The following is a 24,785-nucleotide window of genomic DNA, read 5'->3' on the forward strand; positions in this document are numbered from 1 at the left end:
TTTTAGCTATAAAATTTACTACTATGACTGCGAATTTTAAAGTAAAAGTGAATGGTGCTTTTGAGTTTGATTTCAATAAGGATAGTGTCTCACAATTAGATGCAGTGCCTATTGAAATAAATCAATTTCATGTTCTCCATCAAAATCTCCCTTATAAAGCTGAAATAGTCGTTTCAGACTTTAATCAAAAAAAATATACAATAAAGGTAAATAGCAGCATCTATCATGTTGTGATTTCAGATCCTCTTGATCAATTAATAAAAGAGATGGGTTTTGAAACTGGATTGGCAAAGCAGATCAATGACATAAAGGCACCAATGCCTGGATTAATTCTTGAAATCAACGTGATTATTGGCCAAACAGTTAAAGAAAATGATCCTCTTTTGATTCTAACTGCAATGAAAATGGAAAATAGTTACCATTCTCCGCGTGATGGAATAATAAAATCTATCGCGGTAAATGTTGGAGATTCTGTCATAAAAGGAGATTTATTAATTGAATTTGAATAGTTGTATGCAAAAAATATTAGTTGCCAATAGAGGAGAAATTGCCATTAGAGTAATGAAAACTGCCCAGAAAATGGGAATTAAAACCGTTGCAATTTATTCGACTGCCGATAGAAATGCGCCTCATGTAAAATTTGCCGACGAAGCTGTTTGGATAGGTGAATCTCCATCCAATCAATCGTATTTATTGGGAAATAAAATTATTGAAGTTGCCAAAGCCTTAAACGTGGATGCTATTCATCCCGGTTATGGTTTTTTAAGTGAAAATGCTAAATTTGCTGAAGAAGTAGAAAAAAACAACATCATTTTTATAGGCCCAAAATCGAAAGCCATACGAATTATGGGGAGTAAACTTGCCGCTAAAAATGCAGTTTTGAAATACAATATTCCTATGGTTCCTGGTGTAGATCATGCTATTCAGGATATTGAGGAAGCCAAGGAAACGGCTAAATCTATAGGATTTCCTATATTAATAAAAGCCTCGGCAGGTGGTGGTGGAAAAGGAATGCGAGTTGTTGAAAAAGAAAGTGATTTCGAATCCCAATTGGATCGAGCTATCAGTGAAGCTATGGCAGCCTTTGGCGATGGTTCTGTTTTTATAGAGAAATATATTGCGTCATCAAGGCATATCGAAATTCAAATAATGGCTGACTCTCACGGTACCGTTTTGTATTTGTTAGAAAGGGAATGCAGTATCCAAAGGCGTCATCAAAAAGTTATTGAAGAAGCTCCTTCATTAATAGTTACTCCAGAAATCAGAAAAAAAATGGGTGAAGCCGCTGTTTTAGTTGCCAAATCATGTGATTACCTTGGAGCTGGAACGGTCGAGTTTTTGTACGATGAAAATAATAATTTTTATTTTTTAGAAATGAATACTCGATTACAGGTCGAATATCCCGTAACGGAATTGATTACAGGTTTAGACTTAGTCGAAATGCAAATTCGAGTAGCAAGAGGTGAAGCATTAACTACTAGACAAGAAGATATACAAATAAATGGACATGCAATCGAATTGCGTGTTTATGCTGAAGATACTGTGAATGATTTTTTGCCAAGTGTAGGACATTTAGATGTCTATCAATTGCCAGTTGGAGAAGGTATTCGTGTTGATAATGGTTTTGAGCAAGGGATGGATATACCAATTTATTATGACCCAATGTTGTCTAAATTAATCGCATACGGTACAACAAGGGATGAAGCTATTGCAATCATGATAGAAGCCATTGAGAATTTTAAGATAGAAGGAGTTGAAACCACCTTAGGTTTTGGAAAATTTGTTTTTGAACATGAGGCTTTCCGTTCTGGTAAATTTGATACCAATTTTGTAAAAAAACACTATTCACCAGAAATAGTAAAAGTTCAAAAGACTAAAGAAGCTGAAATTGCTGCTCTTTTGGCCTTAAATCAGTATTTTGAAGATCAAAAAATTTTACGTTTACCAATACAATAAGTTATGGAGGATAAAATAAATTTATTAAACGAAAAAAAAGCTTTGGCACTTTTGGGCGGAGGTGCAAAAAGAATCGAAAAACAACACCATAAGAAGAAATTAACAGCAAGAGAGCGCATTAATTATTTAATGGATGAAGGTTCTTTTGAAGAAATCGGGATGTTGGTCACGCATCGTACGTCTGATTTTGGAATGGAAAAAGAAATCTATTTTGGTGATGGTGTAATTACAGGTTATGGTACTATAAACGGTAGATTAGTCTACATTTTTGCTCAAGATTTTACGGTTTTTGGAGGCGCTTTATCTGAAACGCATGCTGAAAAAATCTGCAAAGTAATGGAAATGGCTGTTAAAATGGGAGCTCCAATGATTGGACTCAATGATTCTGGTGGTGCCCGAATTCAGGAAGGTGTTCGTTCTTTGGGAGGGTATGCGGATATTTTTTACAGAAATGTTCAGGCAAGTGGTGTGATTCCGCAAATCTCAGCTATAATGGGACCATGTGCTGGTGGAGCTGTTTATTCACCTGCAATGACTGATTTTACTATGATGGTAGAAGGTAGTAGTTATATGTTCGTAACAGGACCCAATGTAGTTAAAACTGTAACCAATGAAACCGTTACATCAGAAGAATTGGGTGGTGCTGAAGCGCATTCCACTAAATCTGGTGTGGCTCATATTACTTCTGTAAACGATGTCGAATGTTTAGAAGATTTAAAACGTTTGTTAGGCTATTTGCCACAAAGCAATAAGGAAATTCCACTATCATTGCCTTATGTTTTAGGTGAGGAGATTAGAATGAAATTAGCAACCATAATCCCTGAAAATGCGAATAAACCGTATGATATGCATGATGTTATTTCAGGAATTATTGACGAAGATTCTTTTTTTGAAATTCATAAGAATTATGCTGAAAATATTATAGTTGGATTTGCAAGATTGGCTGGAAGAAGTATTGGGGTAATTGCTAATCAGCCACTCTATTTAGCAGGCGTATTGGATGTGAAAAGTTCCAAAAAAGCAGCACGATTCACCCGTTTTTGTGATTGTTTCAATATACCATTATTGGTTTTGGTAGATGTTCCGGGTTTTTTGCCAGGAACTGATCAAGAATGGGAAGGAATCATTGTTCACGGAGCAAAATTATTATATGCTTTAAGTGAAGCAACTGTGCCAAGAATTACGGTCATTACTAGAAAAGCGTATGGAGGAGCCTATGATGTAATGAATTCTAAACACATTGGTGCGGATTTAAATTATGCTTGGCCTACAGCTGAAATTGCCGTGATGGGAGCAAAAGGGGCCTCAGAAATCATCTTTAAAAAAGAAATCAGTGAGGCCGAAGATCCTGCAGCCAAGCTCTTAGAAAAAGAAACTGAATATGCTGATTTGTTTGCCAATCCCTACAATGCAACCCAACGTGGATTTATTGATGAAGTAATTTTACCGCAAGACACGCGCAGAAAACTAATAAAAGGATTCCGTATGCTTGAAAATAAAGTGAGTGTAACTCCTATTCGAAAACATGGCAATATTCCTTTATAGACGATTCTATAAGGGGTTTAATAAAAAAATCTAATTAATTATTTTATAAGATAGTCAAAAGTATAGGATAGTTTATCTCTTTCGAAGCCCATTTTAAGATATAAAGATTGCGCAATTATATTGTTTTTTGCAGTTCGTAATCGAACTAAATCAACTCCAAGTTCCTTTGCCAATTTAAATGATTGAAGAATTAATTTTTCTCCAACTCCACTTTTACGAATGGAGGAATCTACATATAAATCATTTAGAATAATCATTTTATTTAGTAAAAGAGAAGAAAAGGTGATGTAAATTAAAGTAAATCCAATTGCTTTGTCTTTTATTTTTTCGTCAAAAGCGATATAAATTATAGCTTCGTTGTTTTCGATTCTTTCTTTTAAAAATAATTTCTGTTTTTCAATATTGGATGGTCTTTTGTAAAAAACGAGGTATTTATCAAATAATAATGTCAATTGATCCAAGTCTTGTAGTGTAGCTTTTCTTATCATATATTTAATTATTTGAAAGTTAAAGTAATAGCGTTTGGTTTAGTATTTTGTATTTTAAATATTTGTTGTATTTGTTAAATATATAAAAAATCTTTTTTTAAATTCTTTATTTTTAAATTTATTTTTACATAAAACCTACTTTTCGATTCTAATTTGGCAGTGTATTACCGTTTTAAATTAGAATTTACCGTAATATGTAGTCGTTTTTCTGTTTATCTTCAATTTGAAAAGTTACTTGGCGATATATTGCTGTAGTTTTCTTTTTAGAAATAGAATAAATAAATATTTTAATAGAGTAAGTTCCCATTTAAAATGAAGTTGTTTAAAACTTTAATTGATAGACTTTATCAAGTTCTTTATTTGAACTAATGTTAACTTTTAAATCGGTTACAAACCCAGAGTTTAGTCCATAAATCCAGCCGTGCAAAGAGACGTCTTGACCGTTTCTCCATGCAGCTTGCACAATCGAAGTTTTTGCGAGATCAAAAACCTGTTCCTTAACATTAAGTTCTACAAATGTATTGAATCGTGTAGTTTCATCTATAATGGAGTCTAGGTAAGTATGGTGTAATCGATAGACATCCTTTATGTGTCTAATCCAGTTGTCTATAATACCAATAGAATCGTTTTGCATTGCTGCTTTCACGCCTCCACAACCATAATGGCCGCAAACTATAACATGTTTTACCTTTAATACATTCACAGCATAATCTAACACACTTAGCATATTCATATCTGAATGTACCACCATATTTGCAATATTTCTATGTACAAAAACTTCTCCTGGTTTTGTGCCAATAATTTCGTTTGCAGGTACTCGGCTATCAGAACAACCAATCCATAATAAGGGTGGTGTTTGACCTTTTGCTAAATCTTCGAAATAATTAGGATCTTTGCTTAATGATTCTTCTACCCATTTTTTATTATTGTCTAGTATTTTTTTATAAAAATCGCTCATCTTTTTTTTTAGTGTTAAAATAATTTTATTTGATCTCGATCAAAAAATTGAGATATCTCAATTTGAAACTTGTTAATTGGAGAAATAATCATCTTTTGTTATTTTTTTTTCGATCATTTTTCTTTGGGCAGCATCATAAACATGTTCTAAAGTGACATGATTTGCTAATTCATCCGAATTCTCCAGTTGATACGCTTTTTTGAATCCTTTGAGTTTTACTTTTATATTGTCCTCTACTGCTTTTATGGTTTTAAATTCGTGGATTAAATCTAAAATATCGTGTGCAATATATATTGTATCCTTTGCATTGATTATTACTCTTGAGTTTTCTGGAATATGGTTTAATGTTTGTTTTATAGCAGCTTTGTTCAAAAATGAAACTTCCTGGGCTAAATCAATATGTATTATATCGCCATCTTCGTATTCCTCTTTTCTGAAAAAATATCCCTTTTTGATGTTTCCTTTCAAAATAAATAGGATGCTAATTGCTATTCCTAGTGAAACTCCTTTTAGTAAATCAGTAAAAACCACTGCTAATAAAGTCGCGATAAAAGGTATGAATTGGTATTTGCCAAATTTCCAAAAATGCAAAAATGTTGCAGGTTTGGCTAATTTGTATCCAACAACTAGAAGTATAGCTGCCAAGGTAGCCAAAGGTATTTTATTTAACATTGCAGGAATGGCTAATACACTTATGAGTAACAATACCCCATGAATAATTGCAGACATTTTAGATTTAGCACCAGCATTATTGTTTGCAGATGTTCTAACAACTACAGATGTCATTGGTAATCCTCCTATTAAAGCACTTATCATGTTCCCAATACCTTGGGCTTTTAATTCTACGTTTGTATCGGTGTATCTTTTGTGAGCATCCATTCTGTCGGCAGCTTCGATACACAATAAGGTTTCTATAGAGGCAACAATTGCAATTGTTGCACCTACTATCCATACTTTAGGATTCAATATGCCTGCAAAGTTTGGAGTTACAATTATTTGTTTCAATTCTTCAAAAGTAGTAGGGACAGGTAGTGATACTAAGTGTTCTTTAGCGATTGCTAAATTACTTCCGGAAGACATAAAAATTTCATTCAATACAATTCCAGTAACAACCGCTACTAGAGCTCCTGGGATTAATTTCAATTTTTTTAGAAAGGGAACTTTTTCCCATGAAATTAATATAGCTATGGAAATCAAAGTAATAATAATAGAACCCAATTGTATATAATTGAATACGTTTAGCAAAGAATCGAATGTGTTGTTTCCGTCTGCTTGTAAAAAGGATTGGTCTCCTTCAAAATCACTATCATACCCAAAAGCATGAGGTAATTGTTTTAAAATAATTATAATTCCAATTCCAGCCAGCATCCCTTCGATGACATTAGATGGGAAATAGTTTGAAATAGTTCCGGCTTTTAAAAAGCCTAAAATTAATTGGATTAATCCTGAAATAAACACTGCTGTTAAAAAGATATTAAAACTACCGAGATCCGTTATTGCGGTTAAGATAATAGCTGTTAATCCAGCAGCAGGTCCAGCAACACTTATGTGAGATTTACTTAAATAACCAACTACAATACCTCCGATAACACCTGAAATTATTCCTGAAAAAAGAGGGGCTCCCGATGCCATTGCAATGCCTAAACATAGTGGGAGAGCCACCAAAAAAACCACTAAACCAGAAGCGAAATCTGATTTAAGGTTGGCAAAAAGATTTATTTTTTTTGTCATAAAAAACTAATAAAATTAAACATAGATGCTTTCGCATTTATCGTTAATGCGAAAAAATATACTTATTGATTAAGTATAGTAAAATGTTTAAACTCTATCAGGAGGTGGGATGAATATTGTAGCAGAGATGTTTTCGTGTTTAGACAGATTCTCTGATAAAATAATTTTGGAATTCATTTTTGATAAAATCAAAATCTCATGATGGAAACTATTAAAAATATAGTTTTTCAATTCTTTTTTGGATAGGTCTTCTTCGGAAAAACTATAAAAAACAGAAGTGTCTTTACTTTTATCTATCACCGTAAGTACTGAAGGCGTTAGAATAAAAGTAATAAAAATTATGATTAATATTTTCGAAATTAATTTCATTATTGCAAGATAAGCACTAAGAAATTTAAAAATATAAAAACAAGCTCAATTTTAAATTTAATTTAACATATCAATTTTTTTTAGTTGTTTCTATAATTAGAAGTAAAAAGCACTTTTACAATTAGGTGTTTCTGCTAATGAATATCATGGAATATGTTTTATGGTTTTTTTTATGAGTTTTTAATCAAAATACGGCTTGTTTTGGTGTAATGTTATTTATCTATTTTTTCAATAGAAGGCTTTTTTATTAGGGGGTGTGTTGTTTTAAATGCAATAATTAATCGATTTTAACACTTTAAATGGTAATATATTTTAAATTTAGTATCTAAAAAAGTGGGTATAAGGTAAAAATTTGATTATTGTATTTTTAAAATATGGCTTTAATTTTGCGTAATCTGTATATTTTTTAATTTCATTTTTTCATATTGATAATTCGTACTAAAAAATGTTAAAAAAGTTAGTTTTAATTATTCAGGTAAATTAAAAGGTAATAAATTCGCCGAAGGATTATATGTCTTTACAAGTTTAAAAAAGCACTATTTCGAATTTTTTATTTTGTAGAAATATAATACTAACAAGAATACAAAAACCAATTAATAACTAAATTTGATTAAACATGAAAAAAGTAATTTTTATTTTAGCTTTATCGCTAACGGGAAGTATTGCATTTGCTCAAGACGCTGCAGAAACTGCTCCAGCATCAACACCATTAGAGATTTCAGGGTCTGCCGATGTTTATTATAAATATGATTTTGCTAAGTTGCCAAATATTGGAACAAGTTTTGCTACTGATCAAAACTCAGTATCTTTAGGGATGTTAGATATTGCATTAAAGAAAACCACAGGAAAAGCCTCTTTTGTAGGTGAAATTTCTTTTGGACCAAGAGGTCAATTTCAATCAATTCCTAATTCAGATAACACTTATAATGAAGGGAATGGGTATAATTCTTTCCATATTCAAAACCTATATGCTACTTATGCAGCTACTGATAAATTAAGTTTTACAGCTGGTTATATGGGTACCTTTATTGGATATGAGGTAATTTCTCCATTGGCTAATTTCCACTATTCTACTTCTTATTTATTTACAAACGGTCCATTCCAAAATGCTGGAGTAAAAGCGAACTATGCGGTATCGGATAAAGTTGGTTTAATGGTAGGGATGTTTAATGATTCTTGGAATTCTTATAATGCAGATCCGATAAAAGGATTAAATGCTTTTGGAGCCCAATTGTCTTTGACTCCTACAGAAGGAATTAGTGCTTATCTTAACTTCATGGATGGTTCTGTAAGTGGAACAATTGTTGACCTAACTGCAACATTTCAACTTACTGATGAATTTTTGTTAGGATTGAACACAGCTGATTTTTCAAATGGAGATAAAGTTGGATATACTGGTATAGCTTTATACCCATCTTACGCTGTTACTGAAAACTTTGGTTTAGGTTTACGTGGTGAATACTTTAAATATAAAGAAAACTCAGGAGATACTTCAGTTACAGCTTTAACTTTATCAGCTAACTTGAAATCTGGTGGGTTAACTTTTATACCTGAATTTAGATTAGATAGTGGTAAGGATAAAATGTTTTTAGATTCTAATATGATTCCTACTAAATCTGCTTCACAAGTTTCTTTGGCTATGGTTTATGGATTCTAATGCCTAAAAAAGTCAGTTAATTTAACAAGTGTTCTAAATAAAAACTACCAATTTCTCTAGAGATTTTGGTAGTTTTTATTTTTGAGAATATTTGAGTTTAAATTTTCTTAAAACTTTAGTTGGTAAACTTCATCTAAATCAGTATTGGAGCTAATGTTTACTTCTAAATCGGTTACAAATCCTGAATTTAAACCATATACCCAGCCGTGAATAGTTAAGTCTTGGCCACTTTTCCAAGCTGATTGCACAATTGATGTTTTAGATAGGTCGAAAACCTGTTCTTTTACATTGATTTCTACAAAAGCATTGAAACGCTCCTTCTCATCAGTTATGCTGTCTAATTCCTTTTGATGCATTCTGTAAACATCTTTGATATGACGAATCCAATTATCAATAATACCTATTGAATCGTTTTTCATAGCAGCATGTACTCCGCCACAGCCATAATGTCCACAAACAATAACGTGTTTCACTTTTAGAATATTTACAGCATAATCCAACACACTTAACATGTTCATATCGGTATGCACTACCATATTGGCAATGTTTCTATGCACAAATACTTCGCCTGGTTTTGCTCCAATAAGTTCATTGGCAGGAACTCTGCTGTCTGAACAACCAATCCACAATAAAGGTGGAGTTTGGCCTTTAGCTAATGATTCAAAAAAGTGAGGATCGTTTGCTAAATTATTTTCTACCCATGTCTTATTATTTTCAAGAATTCTTTTATAGAAATCACTCATAATTTTATTAAAGTTTAGGTTGAAATGAATTTAAAATGATTGATCCGGCATTTTACTGTTTTTTATATATGTTGTAAATTGTATTAATTGTTTTTGAATCTAAAATAGAATCAACTTCTGTTTGAATAAAATGAAGCTTAAAAGCTAAAATAGTTGCTGGTAAATTTGTTGTACTATATCCTATAATTCTTAGGCCTTGTTCAAAATTAAAGTTAACTGGAGCTGGTTCTAATATTTCATCGGGCCAAACGCCAAATCCATTCAATGCTAAAAGTTTCCAAGGAAAAAAAGCACTTGGGTCTTTTTTTCTAGTTGGTGCAATATCTGAATGACCTATAATGTTTTGAGTGGGGATATTGTAATCTTTTTTAAGTTTTGTTAATAAGGCTATAAGACTTATTATTTGGTTGTCCGAAAAGGCTTCGTATCCGTTATTGTCTAATTCTATCCCAATTGAAGCGGAATTAATATCAGTATTTTTTCCCCATGTTCCGTTTCCAGCATGCCATGCGCGGAGAAAGTCATTTAGCATATGTACTACTTTACCATCTTTAGCAATTACATAATGTGCACTTACTTGGGTTGCAGGTAATGTAAATGTTTTTATGGTCTGTCCTAAAGAATCTTGTGCAGTATGATGAATGATAATGAAATTTGGTTTTCTTAAATTAAAATTAACTGTTCCAATCCACTCGGTATTAATTCCATTTACTAAAGTTTGTGACCCTATTTTTGATAAGGTATCTTTGAAGGTTTTTAATTGTCTAAAGTACAACTCATTGTATGTTGATTCCGGGATAACGACATCTTTTAGATCACTAGGTACTTTCTCTGATATAGTTTGTTGCAGTGTATTTAAATTTGACTCATAAATTTTCTCGCTTTTTTTATAAGGATTTGTAGAACATGATGTAATTGTTACGAACAGAACAAAATAAAATAAAGGTTTAAGAAATATATATTTCACAATTTTTAATTTTTTAATGATGTAGAAGAAGTAGATTAGTCCTTTTTTTCTTTAGATTTTGATCTTTTTTCTTTTAATTTTTTTGGATTTTTCATGTCTTCCTTAAAAGCGAGATATTTTTCTTTTTGATCAGGGTTTAAAAATTGATTGATATTTCTGTCAGTTGTTTCTGAAAGTGCCTTAAAATTTTTCTCTTGATCTTCCTGATTGTAATTTTGTTTTAATAAAATTGATTGTTCTCGCATGCTTTCTGATATTACATTCGAAATAGCAATTACTTGGAGTGCATCAAGATTAATTGCGGGTTTCATTATGTCCATAACTTTTTGAACGGTTACTTCAGTAGGAATTTCTTTTGGTTTTTCAGGCTGGCTTTGGTTCATTTGACTCATGCTGTTATTATAGCCGTTTCTGCCATAGCCATTGCCGCCATATCCGTTATTACCGTATTGGGCACTGATTGATGTGATCGATAATAAAAATAATATAAATACTAGAAATGTTTGTTTACTATTCATGTGTAGTATTTTTAAAGTTTATAATTAAATTGGTTCTGCATATAAATCAAACTCTGTTGCATCAGTAATTTTTACCATTACAAATTCACCTGTTTTCACATAATGTTTTGAAGCATCTATAAGTACCTCATTATCAACATCAGGACTGTCGAATTCAGTTCTTCCAACAAAATGTTCACCTTCTTTTCTATCAATAATACAGCGGAATGTTTGTCCAATTTTTTCTTGATTCAAATCCCATGATATCTGAGACTGGATTTCCATTATCTCATTGGCACGATTTTGTTTTACTTCTTCAGGAACATCATCAACTAAATCATACGCGCTTGTGTTTTCTTCATGTGAATAGGTAAAACAACCCAAACGTTCAAATTTCATTTCCTGTACCCAATCTCTCATTATTTCGAAGTCTTCCTGAGTTTCGCCAGGATAACCTACTATTAATGTGGTTCTAATAGTCATTCCAGGAACTGCCGTACGGAATTCTTTTAGTAATTTAGTTGTTTTAGCTTTTGTAGTTCCACGTTTCATCGATTTCAAAATGGAATCTGAAATGTGTTGTAATGGAATATCAATATAATTACAAATCTTAGGTTCGCGTTTCATTAAATCTAAAACATCCATCGGGAAACCTGTAGGGAACGCGTAATGCAAACGAATCCACTCAATTCCTTCTACTTTAACTAAAGCTTCTAATAATTCAGCAAGATTTCGTTTTTTGTAAATATCCAATCCGTAGTAAGTCAAATCCTGTGCAATTAGAATCAATTCTTTTACACCGTTTCTAGCCAAACCCTCGGATTCTTTTACTAATTTTTCGATAGTTTGTGAAACGTGCTTTCCACGCATAATTGGAATAGCACAAAAACTACAAGGTCTATCACATCCTTCGGCAATTTTTAAGTAAGCGTAATTTTTTGGAGTGGTAGTAATTCTTTCACCAAGTAATTCATGTTTGTAGTCTGCTCCTAAAGCTTTTAACAATGCAGGAAGTTCAGTTGTTCCAAAAAACTGGTCTACATTTGGAATTTCTTTTTCTAAATCAGGTCTGTAACGTTCGGATAAGCATCCTGTAACGAAAACTTTGTCAACCAAACCTCTTTCTTTTTTATCAGCATATTCCAAAATCGTATTAACAGATTCGGCCTTAGCATTATCTATAAATCCACAAGTGTTAATAACAACAATGTTTCCTTCTTGTTCGTGTACAACGTCTTTTCCGCTCGCTTTAAGTTGGCCCATAAGCACTTCGCTGTCATAGACATTTTTAGAACATCCAAGAGTAATTACGTTAATTTTATTTTTTTTTAAAGATTTGGTTCTCATATATTTAAAATCCTGATATTTTAGGAATTTTGCAAAATTACAATTTTTATTTTAAGAAGCATAAAACTTTATTTTTTAAACATCATTTGGTGCGATTTAAGAGATGTTTTGTTTTATTTTCCTGACGATTTTTTTATGAACAGCTATTTCTGGGCTATACAATAGGTGTTAAAATAAAAACCATTTCAATTTAGAAATGGTTTTTATGCATTTATACGGTTAAGTAATTAGTAGGAGTTTTATAATTCAAACAGCAATGTCATAGAAACGTTATTGTTTATTGTGTTAATTTTAGCACCATCTGTTAATCCTTGGCTAAAATATCCTTGTTGGGAATTTCTTTGTGCATAAGAATAGGCCAAATCTACTTTGGTAGAACCGAAATTATATCCAAAACCACCAGAATAGCCTTTTAAATTGCCAATAGTTGTTGCATTTTTATAGGGACTTTCTTCATACCGATACCCACCTCTTAAACTCCATTGTTTTATTTTATACTCAGCACCAATTCGTAATTCACCTGTATTTGTAAGGGTGCTACTCATTTGATTATTTAAACTTTTGAAATAAGTGTCGTTTTCTGGAGTAAATTTGGTGCTGCCATAATCTTTTATTGAATAATCAACACTTATTAACCCTGATTTTCCAAAAATATAAGCAAAACTTCCTGTTATTTTACTTGGTGTTTGTAATTTATAGAGTTCATAATAATTTGTAATTTTAGGATTTACCACGTCTGAAGGTAATTCCCCGCCAGTATTGGCACTTACGGAAACTAACTTTTGTGTGAATTCATCATTCAATTTATACCAAGTAGAAGATTCATAGGCTAATCCCAATCTTATTTCAGTAGAAACTTTTGCAATAGCTCCTAATTGAAAAGAAAAACCAGAGCCATAAGTGTATAATTGATTGTCAAAACGAAGTCTTTTTACTGTGTAATCTGAATTACTCAAGGCATTGCTGTTGCTTTCATAGAAACTGGAAGATTTGTTGTAATCTAAAAAATGAGCATTTAAGTTTAGTCCAAAATATAATTTATCTTGAAATGAAGTGGCTGCATTAAAAGATAATTTTCCGTTATATCCATTAGTCATGATGCTGTTTTCTTGATAGTAATTCACGCCAGGAGTAATATTAGAAGAGTATGATCTTATGTCTGGGTTTTTATCATTTGAAGGATCTGAGGCTAAAGGGATTGCATTTATAATATAGCCTTCGTATCCTAAAAAAGCTTGTTGATCTGCAAAATTAAGATCTGCATAATTGTTATTCCGAATTGTTCCTAATGGTATGCCAAGTTGATTTTGTTGCGGATTGGCATTTGCATAACTCAAGAAATAACTATCAACAGATTTTGTTGGATTTACTCCGGCAGAAAAAACGGAGTTATTAAAATTATTTGTGTTTTCGTAATTGATTGCTATTGAAAACTTCTTCCAATCACTATTTTGATTCTGATTTTTAAAGACAAACACGCCACCAGTTTGATTCAAATCGAATGAATTGTCAGTTGTAGAGGTTGCTGTGTTGAAATAATTAGAATTATTTTTAACATTAAAGTTACTTAAGGTAGCGGTAATTTGGTTGTTGTTAAATACAGAAGAACCTGCTGGATTAACATTTAAGGACGATAAGTCTCCTCCGAGGGCTCCAAAGGCACCGCTCATAGCTCTAAAACGTGCCGTACCGTTCAAATTATCTTGAGAATATCGAATTGCATCTGAAATTTCTTGTGATTGAGAAACACTTATTGTGAAACCAGCAATCAATAGGAATATGTATTTTTTCATCTTTAGAACAAGTTAGTTTGTGTTTTATTTTAGTTATTGCAGTATTAATTATCTTCTACCTCCGCCTGAGGATCTACCACCTCCACCACTTGAGGATCCGCTACTGGATGATCTTCCGCTACTTGAATTAGAGCTACTAGAACTGGAATTATCATAAGATCTTGATGGGGTGTAGCTATCGTTTCTACGATTGTCAGAGCTTGTATTTGATCTTGTTCTGACATTGGAATTAGCAGAGTTGCTTTGAGTTTGAGAATTATTTCTTGTTGAATAAGTAGCGTTGGTTCTATTTGAACTGTCGTTTGTACTACTTCTTCTAGAGGTTGAATAATTGGTTCCTCCATTTGAATAAATTCCGTTTTGAGAATATCTACTGCTGCTTACGCCATTTGAATTGGATGCGCCTCTTCGACCTGGACTGTAGGAGTGTTGGTAGTTGTTTCCGTAACTTGGATAACCGTATCTATAATTTGAATAGCCATATCCATAGCTTGGATAGCCCCATCCGTAATTCGAATACCCCCAGTAATAACCTGGATAGTTCCAGCCATAACTTGGATAACCCCATCCATAACTATAATAGGGATAGTTATTAAATCCATAGCCATAATAAGGGTAATTAAACCCAAATCCATAAGCACTTGACATGTTCCAAGGATTAGAATAGATGTAAACTGATGTTGAACTTGGATTGTTGCCCCAAGCAGGGTAGTCTTGATAACTGTTCTCGTCAGAATAGTTTTGATTATTATAATTATTTACATCAGTAAAACTATCATTAGATAAATTTTCATTTTGTAAAGAACTAAAATACTCTTTGTACTGATTACTTGAATTGTTTTGAATTCTTGAGTTTTTTTGAACTTCATTTGGGCTATTTCCGTATATGCCATCGCTGTCATAATAGGAACTGTTTTGATAAGAACCACATGATGATAGAAGGATACTAATAAATCCAATTAGTAGTGCTATTGAAGTTTGTCGCGATAAATAAATATTAGTTTTCATATCAATAAGGTTTTTTATTGTTGGTCATTACAAAAATAGTTAGTTTTGCGGAACTATTTAGTTAAAATTATAAGAACAAAATTTATGCCAAATTATTCAATATGAGCAAGAACCTTACTACAAGAACAGAAGATTATTCAAAATGGTATAATGAACTGGTTGTGAAAGCCGATTTAGCTGAAAATTCAGGAGTTAGAGGATGTATGGTTATCAAGCCATACGGATATGCAATTTGGGAAAAAATGCAAGCAGAATTAGATAGAATGTTTAAAGAAACAGGACATGAAAATGCCTACTTTCCTTTATTTGTTCCAAAAAGTATGTTTGAAGCCGAAGAGAAAAATGCGGAAGGTTTTGCCAAAGAATGTGCCATTGTGACTCATTACAGGTTAAAAAATGATCCTGATAATCCAGGGAAGTTAATTGTTGATCCAAATGCAAAACTCGAAGAGGAATTAATTGTCCGTCCTACAAGTGAAGCTATTATTTGGTCAACTTATAAAGGATGGGTGCAATCCTATAGAGATTTACCATTGCTTATTAATCAATGGGCAAATGTAGTTCGTTGGGAAATGAGAACGCGTTTGTTTTTAAGAACTGCAGAGTTTTTATGGCAAGAAGGACATACAGCACACGCAACAAAAGCGGAAGCAATTGAGGAGTCCGAAAAAATGATGCATGTGTATGCTGAATTTGCCGAAAACTTTATGGCAATGCCAGTTATAAAAGGTTTAAAAACCGAAACGGAGCGATTCGCTGGTGCAGAAGAAACTTATTGTATTGAAGCCTTGATGCAAGATGGAAAAGCGCTTCAAGCAGGAACGTCGCACTTTTTGGGTCAAAATTTCGCAAAAGCATTTGATGTAAAATTTGCAAATTCCGAAGGGAAACAAGAATATGTTTGGGGAACTTCTTGGGGAGTGTCTACTCGTTTGATGGGGGCTTTAGTGATGACTCATTCTGATGATCAAGGATTGGTTTTACCTCCAAATTTAGCGCCAATTCAAGTGGTAATTGTTCCTATTCATAAAACGAATGAACAATTAGAAGCAATTACAAACGAAGTGGATGTTTTAATAAAAACATTTAAAAAATTGAATATTTCAGTTAAATATGATAATAGAACTACTCAAAAACCAGGATTCAAATTTGCTGAATGGGAATTAAAAGGAGTGCCAGTTCGTATAGCAGTTGGACCAAAAGATTTAGAAAATGGAACTTTTGAAGTAGCTAGAAGAGATACTTTGACAAAAGAAGTGGTTTCTAAAGACGGAATTATAACTTACATTAGTGAATTGTTAGCGCAAATTCAACAAGATTTATTTGATAAAGCTTTAAATTATCGAAATACTCATATAACCGAAGTTAATGATTTTGATGAGTTTAAATCGGTTTTAAATACCGAAGGAGGCTTTGTTTCAGCACATTGGGATGGTACCGCAGCTACTGAAGAAAAAATTAAAGATTTAACGAAAGCAACAATACGATGTATACCTTTGGATAGGCTAGAAGAGGCAGGAAGCTGTGTGTTTTCGGGAGCTGCGTCAGTTGGAAGGGTGTTATTTGCAAAAGCATATTAAAAAAAAACAACTTTTTTTATATCTACTATTGTAGGTCTCAAAAATAGTTGTATTTTTGCATCCGCATTAGAGAAGCAGGGCCCGTTCGTCTATCGGTTAGGACGCATGGTTTTCATCCATGTAAGAGCGGTTCGATTCCGCTACGGGCTACTATTTTTTATGCAAGTTAAAGTTATCCCGAACTTAGAGGGAAAATGGCCCGTTCGTCTATCGGTTAGGACGCATGGTTTTCATCCATGTAAGAGCGGTTCGATTCCGCTACGGGCTACAAATTTCAATTTTTGATTAGATTGATAAAACTTAGAAGATACTGGTTCGTACTTCTAGGGGATAGGGTAACAAGATTTCGATTCCCTTACGGACTACAAAAAAGAAATAATAAAGATAAAAAAATAATAAAATGGCAAATCATAAGTCAGCATTAAAGAGAATTAGAAGTAACGAGAAAAGAAGAGTTTTAAACAGATACCAACATAAAACTACTCGTAATGCAATCAAAGCATTAAGAATTGCAACTGATAAAGTAGATGCTACTTCTAAATTATCAAGTGTAATATCTATGATTGATAAATTAGCTAAGAAAAATATCATTCATGATAATAAAGCATCTAATTTGAAATCTAAATTGACAAAGCAAGTAGCTAAATTGTAATATTAGTTTTCTATTATAAAAAATAATCGAGGACACTAAAAAGTTCTTTCTTAAAAAAGGAGTAAAAACCATCTGGTTTTTACTCCTTTTTTCGTATATTTATGTTGGCTAACACGTTCTTTCTCATGAAACTGCGAATCAAGTTCGAATGATGGAGATTTGATAATAAGTTTGGATAATCTAAAAATAAAAAAATCAATTTTACAAAGCTCTCTAAACTGACTCCTGAACGCTTTAATTAAATGAAAAGGGATTAAATCGTCTTTCAAATGAAATTGAAATAGATTACTATTTTGGTGTCTTATTATTAAGTGGATTGATCCAATTCAAAAAACATTTGTGTTAGAGCAAAAAATGTTTAATTGAAATCTCTGGCAATAGTTTTGATTGTAATTACGCTTTTTATCATTTGTGCGTAGTATTGAGTTTTAGTAAAAATAGTACATAGTTATCAGCGGATTTATATTGCTAAAAACTATGCGTGATAACTAAATATTTAAACATAAAAATTAATGATCTGTTTCAATTCTATGCTGATTTTATTATTGGCAACCGTGTTATAAACCCTGAAGGTTAACAATAAAAAATAGTTTAATTAATGTAATTAATAATTAAATATTATGGACAGAAAGAAAAAGACATTAAATCAAATTGTTGAACAAGGTATTTTGCCTCTTTTTTTTCATGAAGATGCAGACGAGAGTTTGCAAATAATGAAAGCATTGTACAATTCAGGTATTCGCGTACTAGAATACTCAAATCGGAGCGAAACGGCATTAGATAATTTTTTGCAACTGCGAAAATTTGCGGATAAAGAATTGCCTGGATTACTTTTGGGTGCTGGTACGATTAGAAATAAGATAGAGGCAACTGAATTTATTAATTTGGGAGCCGATTTTATTGCTAGCCCTGGCGTAATAAAAGCTATTGCTAAATTGGCGAATCTAAACGATTTGCTTTGGGTGCCGGCTTGTTTGACTGCAACTGAGTTTATCCGTGCAGATAATTTGGGCGCTCAATTGGTAAAACTTTATCCTGGAAGTTTATTGGGGCCTACATACCTAACGGCTATGAAAGAAATATTTCCAAATTTGTTGTTTATGCCTACTGGCGGTGTAGAAGTAAGGGAGGAAAATTTGGATAGTTGGTTTAAAAGTGGCGCAAGTGCATTAGTGTTAGGTGGTGATCTAATTACTAAAGACTTGATGGAAAGAAATGATTATTTGGGGATAGAATCATTAACAAAACAAACCTTAGATATTGTAAATAGAATAAAAAGGAGGTAGTTGTTATCCGTTTTGAAAAGTATATATGGATGTAGTATTAAAATAAGCATCCGCCTTATGGGAGATCACTTAAAATATCCTCTTATAAATGATATAAAAAGGAGTAAATAGCCTTAAGGTGTTTACTCCTTTTTTTGTTGCCTAACGTACCCATACAAATATTACGGATCCATGGATCAATCCCAAAAGCTGTGGAGCGACAAAAATTAAGCATAAATATTTGTTAGCTTAAAAAGGAAAAATTTACTTTTTTGCATCAATTTTCAAGTGTTGAAAAACTTTATTAATTCAAAGACAAAAGATAATTTTAGGAATCATCAAAAATCTTTGTTTCTTTGTAAAAACAGTTCCCATTCATGATACAAGCAAAAAATATACATAAATATTACGACCAACTTCACGTTCTTAAAGGAGTTGATTTACACATTCAAAAAGGAGAAATCGTTTCAATAGTTGGAGCTTCTGGGGCAGGAAAAACGACACTTTTGCAAATCCTAGGTACATTAGATAAATCAAGTTCTGAATCTAGGGATGGAGAGATAAATCAAGTTAATGGAATAGAATTACGTATCAATAATCAAGATATTTTGACGATGAATGACAAAACAATGTCTAAATTTAGAAATCTGAATTTAGGTTTTATTTTTCAATTTCATCAATTATTACCTGAATTCACTGCTTTAGAAAATGTTTGTATTCCTGCTTATATTGCTAATAAATCTCGAAATGAAACTGAAGTCGAAGCTAAAAGATTATTAGATTACCTTGGACTTTCGCACCGTTTAAATCATAAACCAAACGAACTTTCTGGTGGAGAACAACAACGTGTAGCTGTTGCAAGAGCATTGATTAACAAGCCAGCTGTCATATTTGCCGATGAGCCTTCGGGAAATCTGGATACTCATTCAGCCGAAATTTTACATCAATTATTTTTTAAATTAAGAGATGAATTTGGACAAACCTTTGTGATTGTAACTCATAATGAAGAACTCGCTAATATGGCTGACAGAAAATTAGTGATGGTTGACGGACAAATTAGTGGGTAGTAAAGTGCTATGCAAAAAAAAAATAAGTTACGACTGCATTCATTTAATTTCTAAATCTGATATTATTTTATTCTTATCGAAAATTATTCCTTCTATACAATTCGTTTGTATTTATAGGCAAATGAATTCATTCAAATATAGGTGTTAAAACAAAAGTTGCATGTATAACTTCAATCCAGAACCTTTATATTACAATCTAAAATAATTTTTGGCATTGGAATTGTATCTAAGTTTAATAAATTATTTAAAATGAAAAAAAAGAGTCAATTAGAAGCTGTCGATACTAAAACAAGAGATCTTATTTTAGGAATTTTATTTGATGGTATCGGAATGTTGTCCTTTACTATTCCGTTTTTAGGCGAATTTTCAGATGTAGTTTGGGCACCTTTATCTGGTTTCTTAATGATGTGGATGTATAAAGGAAATATTGGAAAAATAGCTGGAACATTCTCTTTTCTTGAAGAGATCCTTCCCTTTACAGATATTGTACCATCCTTTACATTGACATGGATTTACAATTATTGGATAAAAAAAGATGAATAATTACAAAAAATCACTTTTTAAAAAAGAATCCCAATCCCATACTTCTCAACATTTTTTTGGAAAACGGGAAAAAGAATTTTGATTGACCAAAGAGATATCCAAAGAACATTAATAAGAAGGGATATACGGGTAAAACCAAAAGTAACAAAATGATATAATAAGGAATCCAATGTGTGTTTTCATAATTTATACCAAAAAAATTCATCACAAATCCAGATAGTTTTGCCGATAAAGAACCGTTTATGGCAAAAACCACAAAGATAATTACAAATTGTAAATTGGAATCAATTCCCCAACGTTTTTTTAAATTCTTCATCTTGGCTTTAAAATGAAAGCAAATGTAAAACATTATCTCGTTGGAACATAACCATACAGCGTTTGTTTGAAAGTGTTTTGAAAATAAATCATGTAATTATAAATCAAATAGTTCACTTCATAGCCATAGTCAATATTTGGATCATAATTAATAGTCATTTCATACAAATTAGGATTGTAAAGTTGAGGTTGTAGCACGCGATTGTTCCACTCCATAATATATAATCTATTCTTATTTTCCATGTACGATTGAGAAAGATAGCCTCGAGAATAGGCGCGAGAAGCCAACCAAGTACTAAAACCTGGATCTATAATAATTACTTCATACTGTAGTGAATCATTAGCAATTCGAATTGTATCACTTTGTATGGTCTTGATATTTTCTTTTTTGTCTGTAATTAATGGCTTTTTAGCGTTACATCCCATAACAAGGCATCCAAAGATTAATAGTATGTACACTGTAATTTTCATTTCAATAATGATTTATATATAAAGCTACATAATTAAATAGATGAAAAATAGTCTTTTAACAAAAAAAAGTCGTTCACTGTAAGTAGATAACTTTTTTTGTTTAAATGAAACCCGATTGTTTTTCAAATTTTTTATCGAGAACGCCTCGTTAATTGTCACTGCTTTTAGTTATGGCTGCCATTACTTTTTCTATGTTTACATTTTCATCTCCATTTTGATCTAGACCCAATTGCTCAAAATATATTGAAACAGTATTCATTAAGCTAGAGTTTTCCTTGCCAGCAGAAATAAGTTTTGTTAATTCTGAAATTTCAAAACTATTATCTTTCGGGGTCTTTATCTTTATATCAAAACAGTTGTACCAGTTGTGATATTTGATCAAACCTATTTTTGAAATTTTGTTTGACTTAGTTTTAACAAAAAAATCTCATTATTAAAATAGTTTAATAATGAGATTTTATATAATGAAATAAATCAGAATAACTTAGCCTAAAATGCTGATGATTTGTTGTGCTAATTCGGTTCCAATTCTATCTTGTGCTTCTCCTGTTGCAGCTCCAATGTGTGGAGTCAAAGAAATTTTTGGATGCATCAAAATGGTAATTTCTGGTTTTGGTTCGCTTTCAAAAACGTCTAATCCTGCAAATGCTACTTTTCCAGAATCCAATGCTTTTATCAATGCAATTTCGTCAATAACACCACCACGAGCGCAGTTTACAATACCTACACCGTCTTTCATAGTTGCTAATGCAGCTTCGTCGACAATATAGCCATCTTGAGCAGGAACGTGCAATGTAATGAAATCAGCTTCTTTAAATAAAGATTCTAATGATTGAGAAACTATAGTTGTAGTGATAGATTGTCCGTCAAAGAATTCAACTTTAATATCAACTTGCGGGATAAACATATCGGCAGCTATTACTTTCATACCTAAACCAAGAGCCATTTTTGCTGTAGCTTGACCAATACGACCAATTCCAACAACTCCAAGAGTTTTTCCTCTTAATTCTACACCGTCAGCGTACGCTTTTTTCAAACCATTAAAGTTCGAATCTCCTTCAAGCGGCATGTTTCTATTAGAATCGTGCAAGAAACGAACGCCAGAAAGTAAGTGTGCGAAAACTAATTCTGCTACAGATTCAGATGAAGAAGCGGGTGTATTGATAACGTGAATCCCTTTACTTTTTGCATAATCCACGTCAATATTGTCCATTCCTACACCACCACGACCAATAATTTTTAATCCTGGGCAAGCATCAATAATGTCTTTACGAACCTTTGTAGCACTACGTACTAAAACAACACTTACATTGTTTTCGTTTACAAAATTAGCTACTTGTTCTTGAGCCACATTGGTAGTAATCACTTCATATCCGCCTTTTTCTAAAGCTAGAATTCCACTTTCTGAAATTCCGTCATTTGCTAATACTTTCATTTTTTATATCATTGCGAGGAATTTTATATTCGCATCCTCAAGTTTAAATTATTTTTTAATTTGGAGCTTAATCCCGCTATCCGTTACAATCTTTTCTTGTTTTAAAGAAAAACAAGAAAAGGATTTCCACTACTATCGGGGCTAGGGCAGTCGTCTCTTAAGACTAAACTTTTGCTTCCAAAGCTTGCATTACATCAACTAATATTTGTATGCTTTCAATAGGCATAGCGTTGTAGATAGAAGCTCTATATCCTCCTACTGAACGGTGTCCAGGTAAACCAGAAATTCCTGCTTCCTTCCACATAGCATCAAAAGTAGCAGCGTTATCAGGATTCGTTAATAGGAAAGTAACATTCATATTTGAACGATCTTCAACTACTGAGGCTCCTTTGAATAAAGGGTTTCTGTCAATTTCACCATAAAGTAAAGCTGCTTTTGCTTCGTTAAGTTTTTCAACGGCTGCAATTCCACCTTTTTCTTTGATCCATCTCAAAGTTAATAATGCTACATAAACTGAGAAAACAGGTGGGGTATTGTACATGCTTTCTGCTTTGATATGTTTTGTATAGTCAAGAATACTAGGTATTGCTCTACCGTTTTTACCTAGAATATCCTCTTTGATTACTACCAATGTTGTACCTGCAGGTCCCATGTTTTTTTGAGCACCAGCATAAATGATGTCGAATTTAGAAAAATCTAAAACTCTAGAAAATATATCGGAACTCATATCGCAAACAACTGGTACGGTTGTTTCTGGAAAGGATTTCATTTGAGTACCAAAAATAGTATTGTTACTAGTACAGTGAAAATAATCAGCGTCACTAGGGATAGTATATCCTTTTGGGATATATGTGTAATTATCTTCTTTTGATGAAGCAACTATAACTGTTTCTCCAAAAAACTTAGCTTCTTTTATTGCTGCAGTTGCCCAAGTTCCAGAATCTAAATAGGCTGATTTTCCGTTTTCTTTCATTAGGTTAAAAGGAGCTCTCAAGAATTCTGTACTTGCTCCACCAGCAAGAAATAGCGCTTGATACCCTTTGCCTTCAAGACCTAAAAGTTCAATTGCTAACGAACGCGCTTCGTCCATAACGGCAACGAAATCTTTGCTTCGGTGCGAAATTTCTAAAATAGACAAACCAGAATTATTAAAATTTAAAATAGCTTGAGCTGATTTTTCAAAAACTTCTTGTGGTAAAATAGATGGTCCTGCGCTGTAGTTGTGTTTTTTCATGATATAGATTGTGTCCAAAAAATTAAAGATGCAAATTTCGGGAATAGGAGTTGAATAAGCGTTAAATAATTCGTAATAATTAAACTTTTTTTCACTATGTTGTTAACAAAAACGAAATAGTATCTATGTTATCTGCATAATCCCATAAATTGGGTTTTTGGGTTTCACCAAAATCAATACTGTTTTCTATTAATTGATTACTTACAATGCATTGAATTTGATCGCTTTCTAATTTTAATTTTAATTGCAACTCCTCTAGATCGTCATAATATTCATAAAAAACACTCGAAATAGGAGACGAATAACTTTGGTCTTCTTTTAGAGTCAAAAAACCATTGTCTAAAAGTTTAAAGTTGCTCATTAAGAACACCGCCTTGTTGTAATCGTAATTATTAGCATATTTTTCATAATGAATCACATCTTGGTATTCAAAAATAGCTTCGAAAAAAGGGACAAAGGAATAGCCTTTTGGCACAAAAAGTTTAGATACATTACGACATCCTAAACCAAAATACCTAAAAATATCTTCACCTAAAGCAGTTAATTGTGCAGCACTTTCAGAACCATCTAGTACAGCTATAGAATTCCTGTTTTTTCTAATAATACTGGGTTTGTTTTTGAAATAATATTCAAAATAACGCGCTGTATTATTACTTCCAGTGGCAATTACGGCATCAAAATTCTCCATTTTCCCTTCAACAAATGTGATGTTTTTTGCAAATTCAAGGTCTAATGCAATTAAATATTTAGCTAAAAAAGGCAGCAAAAATTGATCGTTAGAGGATGTTTTAATTAATACTGAATTTCCAGTAATTAAAACCGATAGAAAATCATGAAAACCTACCAGCGGGATGTTACCAGCTAGAATGAGACCTACTGATTTTGGTTTATCGTTTTGCAACTGATAGTTTTTAATCCATTGATCTAAATTGGATTCAGTTAAAGCATTTGCCCAAGATTCAATAGAAAAATATACATTTTCTGGAGTGTACCAGCCATTATGGGATTGTGACAATAAAATTAAATTCACAAAATCTTCAAAAAACAAATCATTGCCCTTAACAGACTGATCTAAGTTGTTATTATCCCTTTTAAACTGGTTTAAAAATTTCCCTAATTCAATAAAATGCTTTTTTTTATTGTTTTCTATCATGAGTAGCTTGT

24 protein-coding genes and 2 tRNA genes are annotated in these 24,785 nt (G+C 32.2%); 11 read left to right on the plus strand and 15 right to left on the minus strand.

The genetic code is table 11. The annotated features are described in order from the left end of the window. Nucleotides 1-23 precede the first annotated feature (23 nt). Genes E0F76_RS08920 through E0F76_RS08930 form a run of 3 tightly spaced genes read left to right on the plus strand, consistent with a single transcriptional unit; the run spans nucleotide 24 to nucleotide 3,501 of the window. Nucleotides 24-509, plus strand: coding sequence for an acetyl-CoA carboxylase biotin carboxyl carrier protein subunit (locus E0F76_RS08920; RefSeq protein ID WP_132004443.1), 486 nt, complete (start codon nucleotides 24-26; stop codon nucleotides 507-509). Between the two features lie 4 nt (nucleotides 510-513). Then, nucleotides 514-1,956 carry an acetyl-CoA carboxylase biotin carboxylase subunit gene (locus tag E0F76_RS08925; protein ID WP_132004446.1) on the plus strand — a complete coding sequence of 481 codons (1,443 nt, stop codon included), beginning with the start codon at nucleotides 514-516 and terminating at the stop codon, nucleotides 1,954-1,956. A gap of 3 nt (nucleotides 1,957-1,959) precedes the next feature. Further along, on the plus strand, nucleotides 1,960-3,501 hold the full coding sequence (locus tag E0F76_RS08930) for an acyl-CoA carboxylase subunit beta (RefSeq protein WP_132004449.1): 1,542 nt from the start codon (nucleotides 1,960-1,962) through the stop codon (nucleotides 3,499-3,501). Between the two features lie 38 nt (nucleotides 3,502-3,539). Here E0F76_RS08930 and E0F76_RS08935 read toward each other — a convergent pair whose 3' ends face one another. From E0F76_RS08935 to E0F76_RS08950, 4 genes are all read right to left on the minus strand, one after another. Beyond that, nucleotides 3,540-3,989, minus strand: coding sequence for a GNAT family N-acetyltransferase (locus E0F76_RS08935; protein WP_132004452.1), 450 nt, complete (start codon nucleotides 3,987-3,989; stop codon nucleotides 3,540-3,542). Nucleotides 3,990-4,311: 322 nt separating this feature from the next. Next, entirely contained in the window at nucleotides 4,312-4,947 is a 636-nt protein-coding gene (gene can / locus E0F76_RS08940; RefSeq protein ID WP_132004455.1) for a carbonate dehydratase, read from the minus strand. Nucleotides 4,948-5,019: 72 nt separating this feature from the next. Further along, nucleotides 5,020-6,678: a SulP family inorganic anion transporter gene (locus E0F76_RS08945; protein WP_132004458.1), complete on the minus strand. Its 1,659-nt coding sequence runs from the start codon at nucleotides 6,676-6,678 to the stop codon at nucleotides 5,020-5,022. A gap of 87 nt (nucleotides 6,679-6,765) precedes the next feature. Beyond that, nucleotides 6,766-7,047 (minus strand): hypothetical protein, encoded by a 282-nt coding sequence (locus tag E0F76_RS08950; protein WP_132004461.1) that lies wholly within the window; start codon nucleotides 7,045-7,047, stop codon nucleotides 6,766-6,768. Between the two features lie 616 nt (nucleotides 7,048-7,663). On the opposite strand from E0F76_RS08950, the gene E0F76_RS08955 reads away from it, so the two are divergent. Continuing rightward, complete coding sequence (locus E0F76_RS08955) at nucleotides 7,664-8,704, plus strand: porin (protein ID WP_132004464.1); 1,041 nt, start codon at nucleotides 7,664-7,666, stop codon at nucleotides 8,702-8,704. Between the two features lie 107 nt (nucleotides 8,705-8,811). On the opposite strand, the gene can (E0F76_RS08960) is transcribed toward E0F76_RS08955, so the two are convergent. From can (E0F76_RS08960) to E0F76_RS08985, 6 genes are all read right to left on the minus strand, one after another. Next, the gene (gene can, locus E0F76_RS08960; protein ID WP_132004467.1) at nucleotides 8,812-9,447 is read right to left on the minus strand and encodes a carbonate dehydratase; all 636 of its coding nucleotides are present in this window, start codon (nucleotides 9,445-9,447) and stop codon (nucleotides 8,812-8,814) included. Between the two features lie 52 nt (nucleotides 9,448-9,499). Further along, a complete protein-coding gene (locus E0F76_RS08965) occupies nucleotides 9,500-10,405 on the minus strand; it encodes an N-acetylmuramoyl-L-alanine amidase (protein WP_132004762.1) in 906 nt (301 codons plus the stop codon). A 44-nt stretch (nucleotides 10,406-10,449) separates the two neighbouring features. Then, on the minus strand, nucleotides 10,450-10,932 hold the full coding sequence (locus E0F76_RS08970; RefSeq protein WP_132004470.1) for a hypothetical protein: 483 nt from the start codon (nucleotides 10,930-10,932) through the stop codon (nucleotides 10,450-10,452). Nucleotides 10,933-10,956: 24 nt separating this feature from the next. Beyond that, nucleotides 10,957-12,258, minus strand: coding sequence for a 30S ribosomal protein S12 methylthiotransferase RimO (gene rimO / locus E0F76_RS08975; RefSeq protein ID WP_132004473.1), 1,302 nt, complete (start codon nucleotides 12,256-12,258; stop codon nucleotides 10,957-10,959). A gap of 239 nt (nucleotides 12,259-12,497) precedes the next feature. Beyond that, nucleotides 12,498-14,051 (minus strand): OmpP1/FadL family transporter, encoded by a 1,554-nt coding sequence (locus E0F76_RS08980; RefSeq protein ID WP_132004476.1) that lies wholly within the window; start codon nucleotides 14,049-14,051, stop codon nucleotides 12,498-12,500. A gap of 48 nt (nucleotides 14,052-14,099) precedes the next feature. Continuing rightward, on the minus strand, nucleotides 14,100-15,059 hold the full coding sequence (locus E0F76_RS08985) for a hypothetical protein (protein WP_132004479.1): 960 nt from the start codon (nucleotides 15,057-15,059) through the stop codon (nucleotides 14,100-14,102). 101 nt (nucleotides 15,060-15,160) lie between these two features. On the opposite strand from E0F76_RS08985, the gene proS reads away from it, so the two are divergent. From proS to E0F76_RS09020, 7 genes are all read left to right on the plus strand, one after another. After that, nucleotides 15,161-16,639, plus strand: coding sequence for a proline--tRNA ligase (gene proS / locus E0F76_RS08990; protein ID WP_132004482.1), 1,479 nt, complete (start codon nucleotides 15,161-15,163; stop codon nucleotides 16,637-16,639). Nucleotides 16,640-16,717: 78 nt separating this feature from the next. Further along, nucleotides 16,718-16,789, plus strand: a tRNA-Glu gene (locus E0F76_RS08995). A 46-nt stretch (nucleotides 16,790-16,835) separates the two neighbouring features. After that, nucleotides 16,836-16,907: transfer RNA gene (locus tag E0F76_RS09000), tRNA-Glu, on the plus strand. A 132-nt stretch (nucleotides 16,908-17,039) separates the two neighbouring features. Continuing rightward, on the plus strand, nucleotides 17,040-17,291 hold the full coding sequence (gene rpsT / locus E0F76_RS09005; protein ID WP_132004485.1) for a 30S ribosomal protein S20: 252 nt from the start codon (nucleotides 17,040-17,042) through the stop codon (nucleotides 17,289-17,291). A gap of 620 nt (nucleotides 17,292-17,911) precedes the next feature. Next, a complete protein-coding gene (locus tag E0F76_RS09010; protein ID WP_132004488.1) occupies nucleotides 17,912-18,577 on the plus strand; it encodes a beta/alpha barrel domain-containing protein in 666 nt (221 codons plus the stop codon). A gap of 356 nt (nucleotides 18,578-18,933) precedes the next feature. Then, a complete protein-coding gene (locus E0F76_RS09015) occupies nucleotides 18,934-19,623 on the plus strand; it encodes an ABC transporter ATP-binding protein (protein WP_132004491.1) in 690 nt (229 codons plus the stop codon). 249 nt (nucleotides 19,624-19,872) lie between these two features. Next, complete coding sequence (locus tag E0F76_RS09020) at nucleotides 19,873-20,166, plus strand: hypothetical protein (protein ID WP_132004494.1); 294 nt, start codon at nucleotides 19,873-19,875, stop codon at nucleotides 20,164-20,166. Between the two features lie 10 nt (nucleotides 20,167-20,176). Here the strand turns inward: E0F76_RS09020 and E0F76_RS09025 are convergent, their stop codons facing one another. The 5 genes from E0F76_RS09025 to E0F76_RS09045 all read right to left on the minus strand — a co-directional run bounded on the left by E0F76_RS09025 (nucleotide 20,177) and on the right by E0F76_RS09045 (nucleotide 24,774). Then, nucleotides 20,177-20,482, minus strand: coding sequence for a DUF6787 family protein (locus tag E0F76_RS09025; RefSeq protein ID WP_132004497.1), 306 nt, complete (start codon nucleotides 20,480-20,482; stop codon nucleotides 20,177-20,179). A gap of 32 nt (nucleotides 20,483-20,514) precedes the next feature. Then, complete coding sequence (locus tag E0F76_RS09030; protein WP_132004500.1) at nucleotides 20,515-20,952, minus strand: DUF6146 family protein; 438 nt, start codon at nucleotides 20,950-20,952, stop codon at nucleotides 20,515-20,517. 484 nt (nucleotides 20,953-21,436) lie between these two features. After that, nucleotides 21,437-22,387 (minus strand): D-2-hydroxyacid dehydrogenase, encoded by a 951-nt coding sequence (locus tag E0F76_RS09035; protein ID WP_132004503.1) that lies wholly within the window; start codon nucleotides 22,385-22,387, stop codon nucleotides 21,437-21,439. Nucleotides 22,388-22,550: 163 nt separating this feature from the next. Continuing rightward, entirely contained in the window at nucleotides 22,551-23,621 is a 1,071-nt protein-coding gene (gene serC, locus E0F76_RS09040; protein WP_132004506.1) for a 3-phosphoserine/phosphohydroxythreonine transaminase, read from the minus strand. A 94-nt stretch (nucleotides 23,622-23,715) separates the two neighbouring features. Next, nucleotides 23,716-24,774 carry an acyl-CoA reductase gene (locus tag E0F76_RS09045; RefSeq protein ID WP_132004509.1) on the minus strand — a complete coding sequence of 353 codons (1,059 nt, stop codon included), beginning with the start codon at nucleotides 24,772-24,774 and terminating at the stop codon, nucleotides 23,716-23,718. Between the last annotated feature and the right edge of the window lie 11 nt (nucleotides 24,775-24,785).

Origin of the sequence: Flavobacterium cellulosilyticum (assembly GCF_004349355.1) — a bacterium.
In the GTDB taxonomy this organism is placed as follows: Bacteria; Bacteroidota; Bacteroidia; order Flavobacteriales; family Flavobacteriaceae; genus Flavobacterium; species Flavobacterium cellulosilyticum.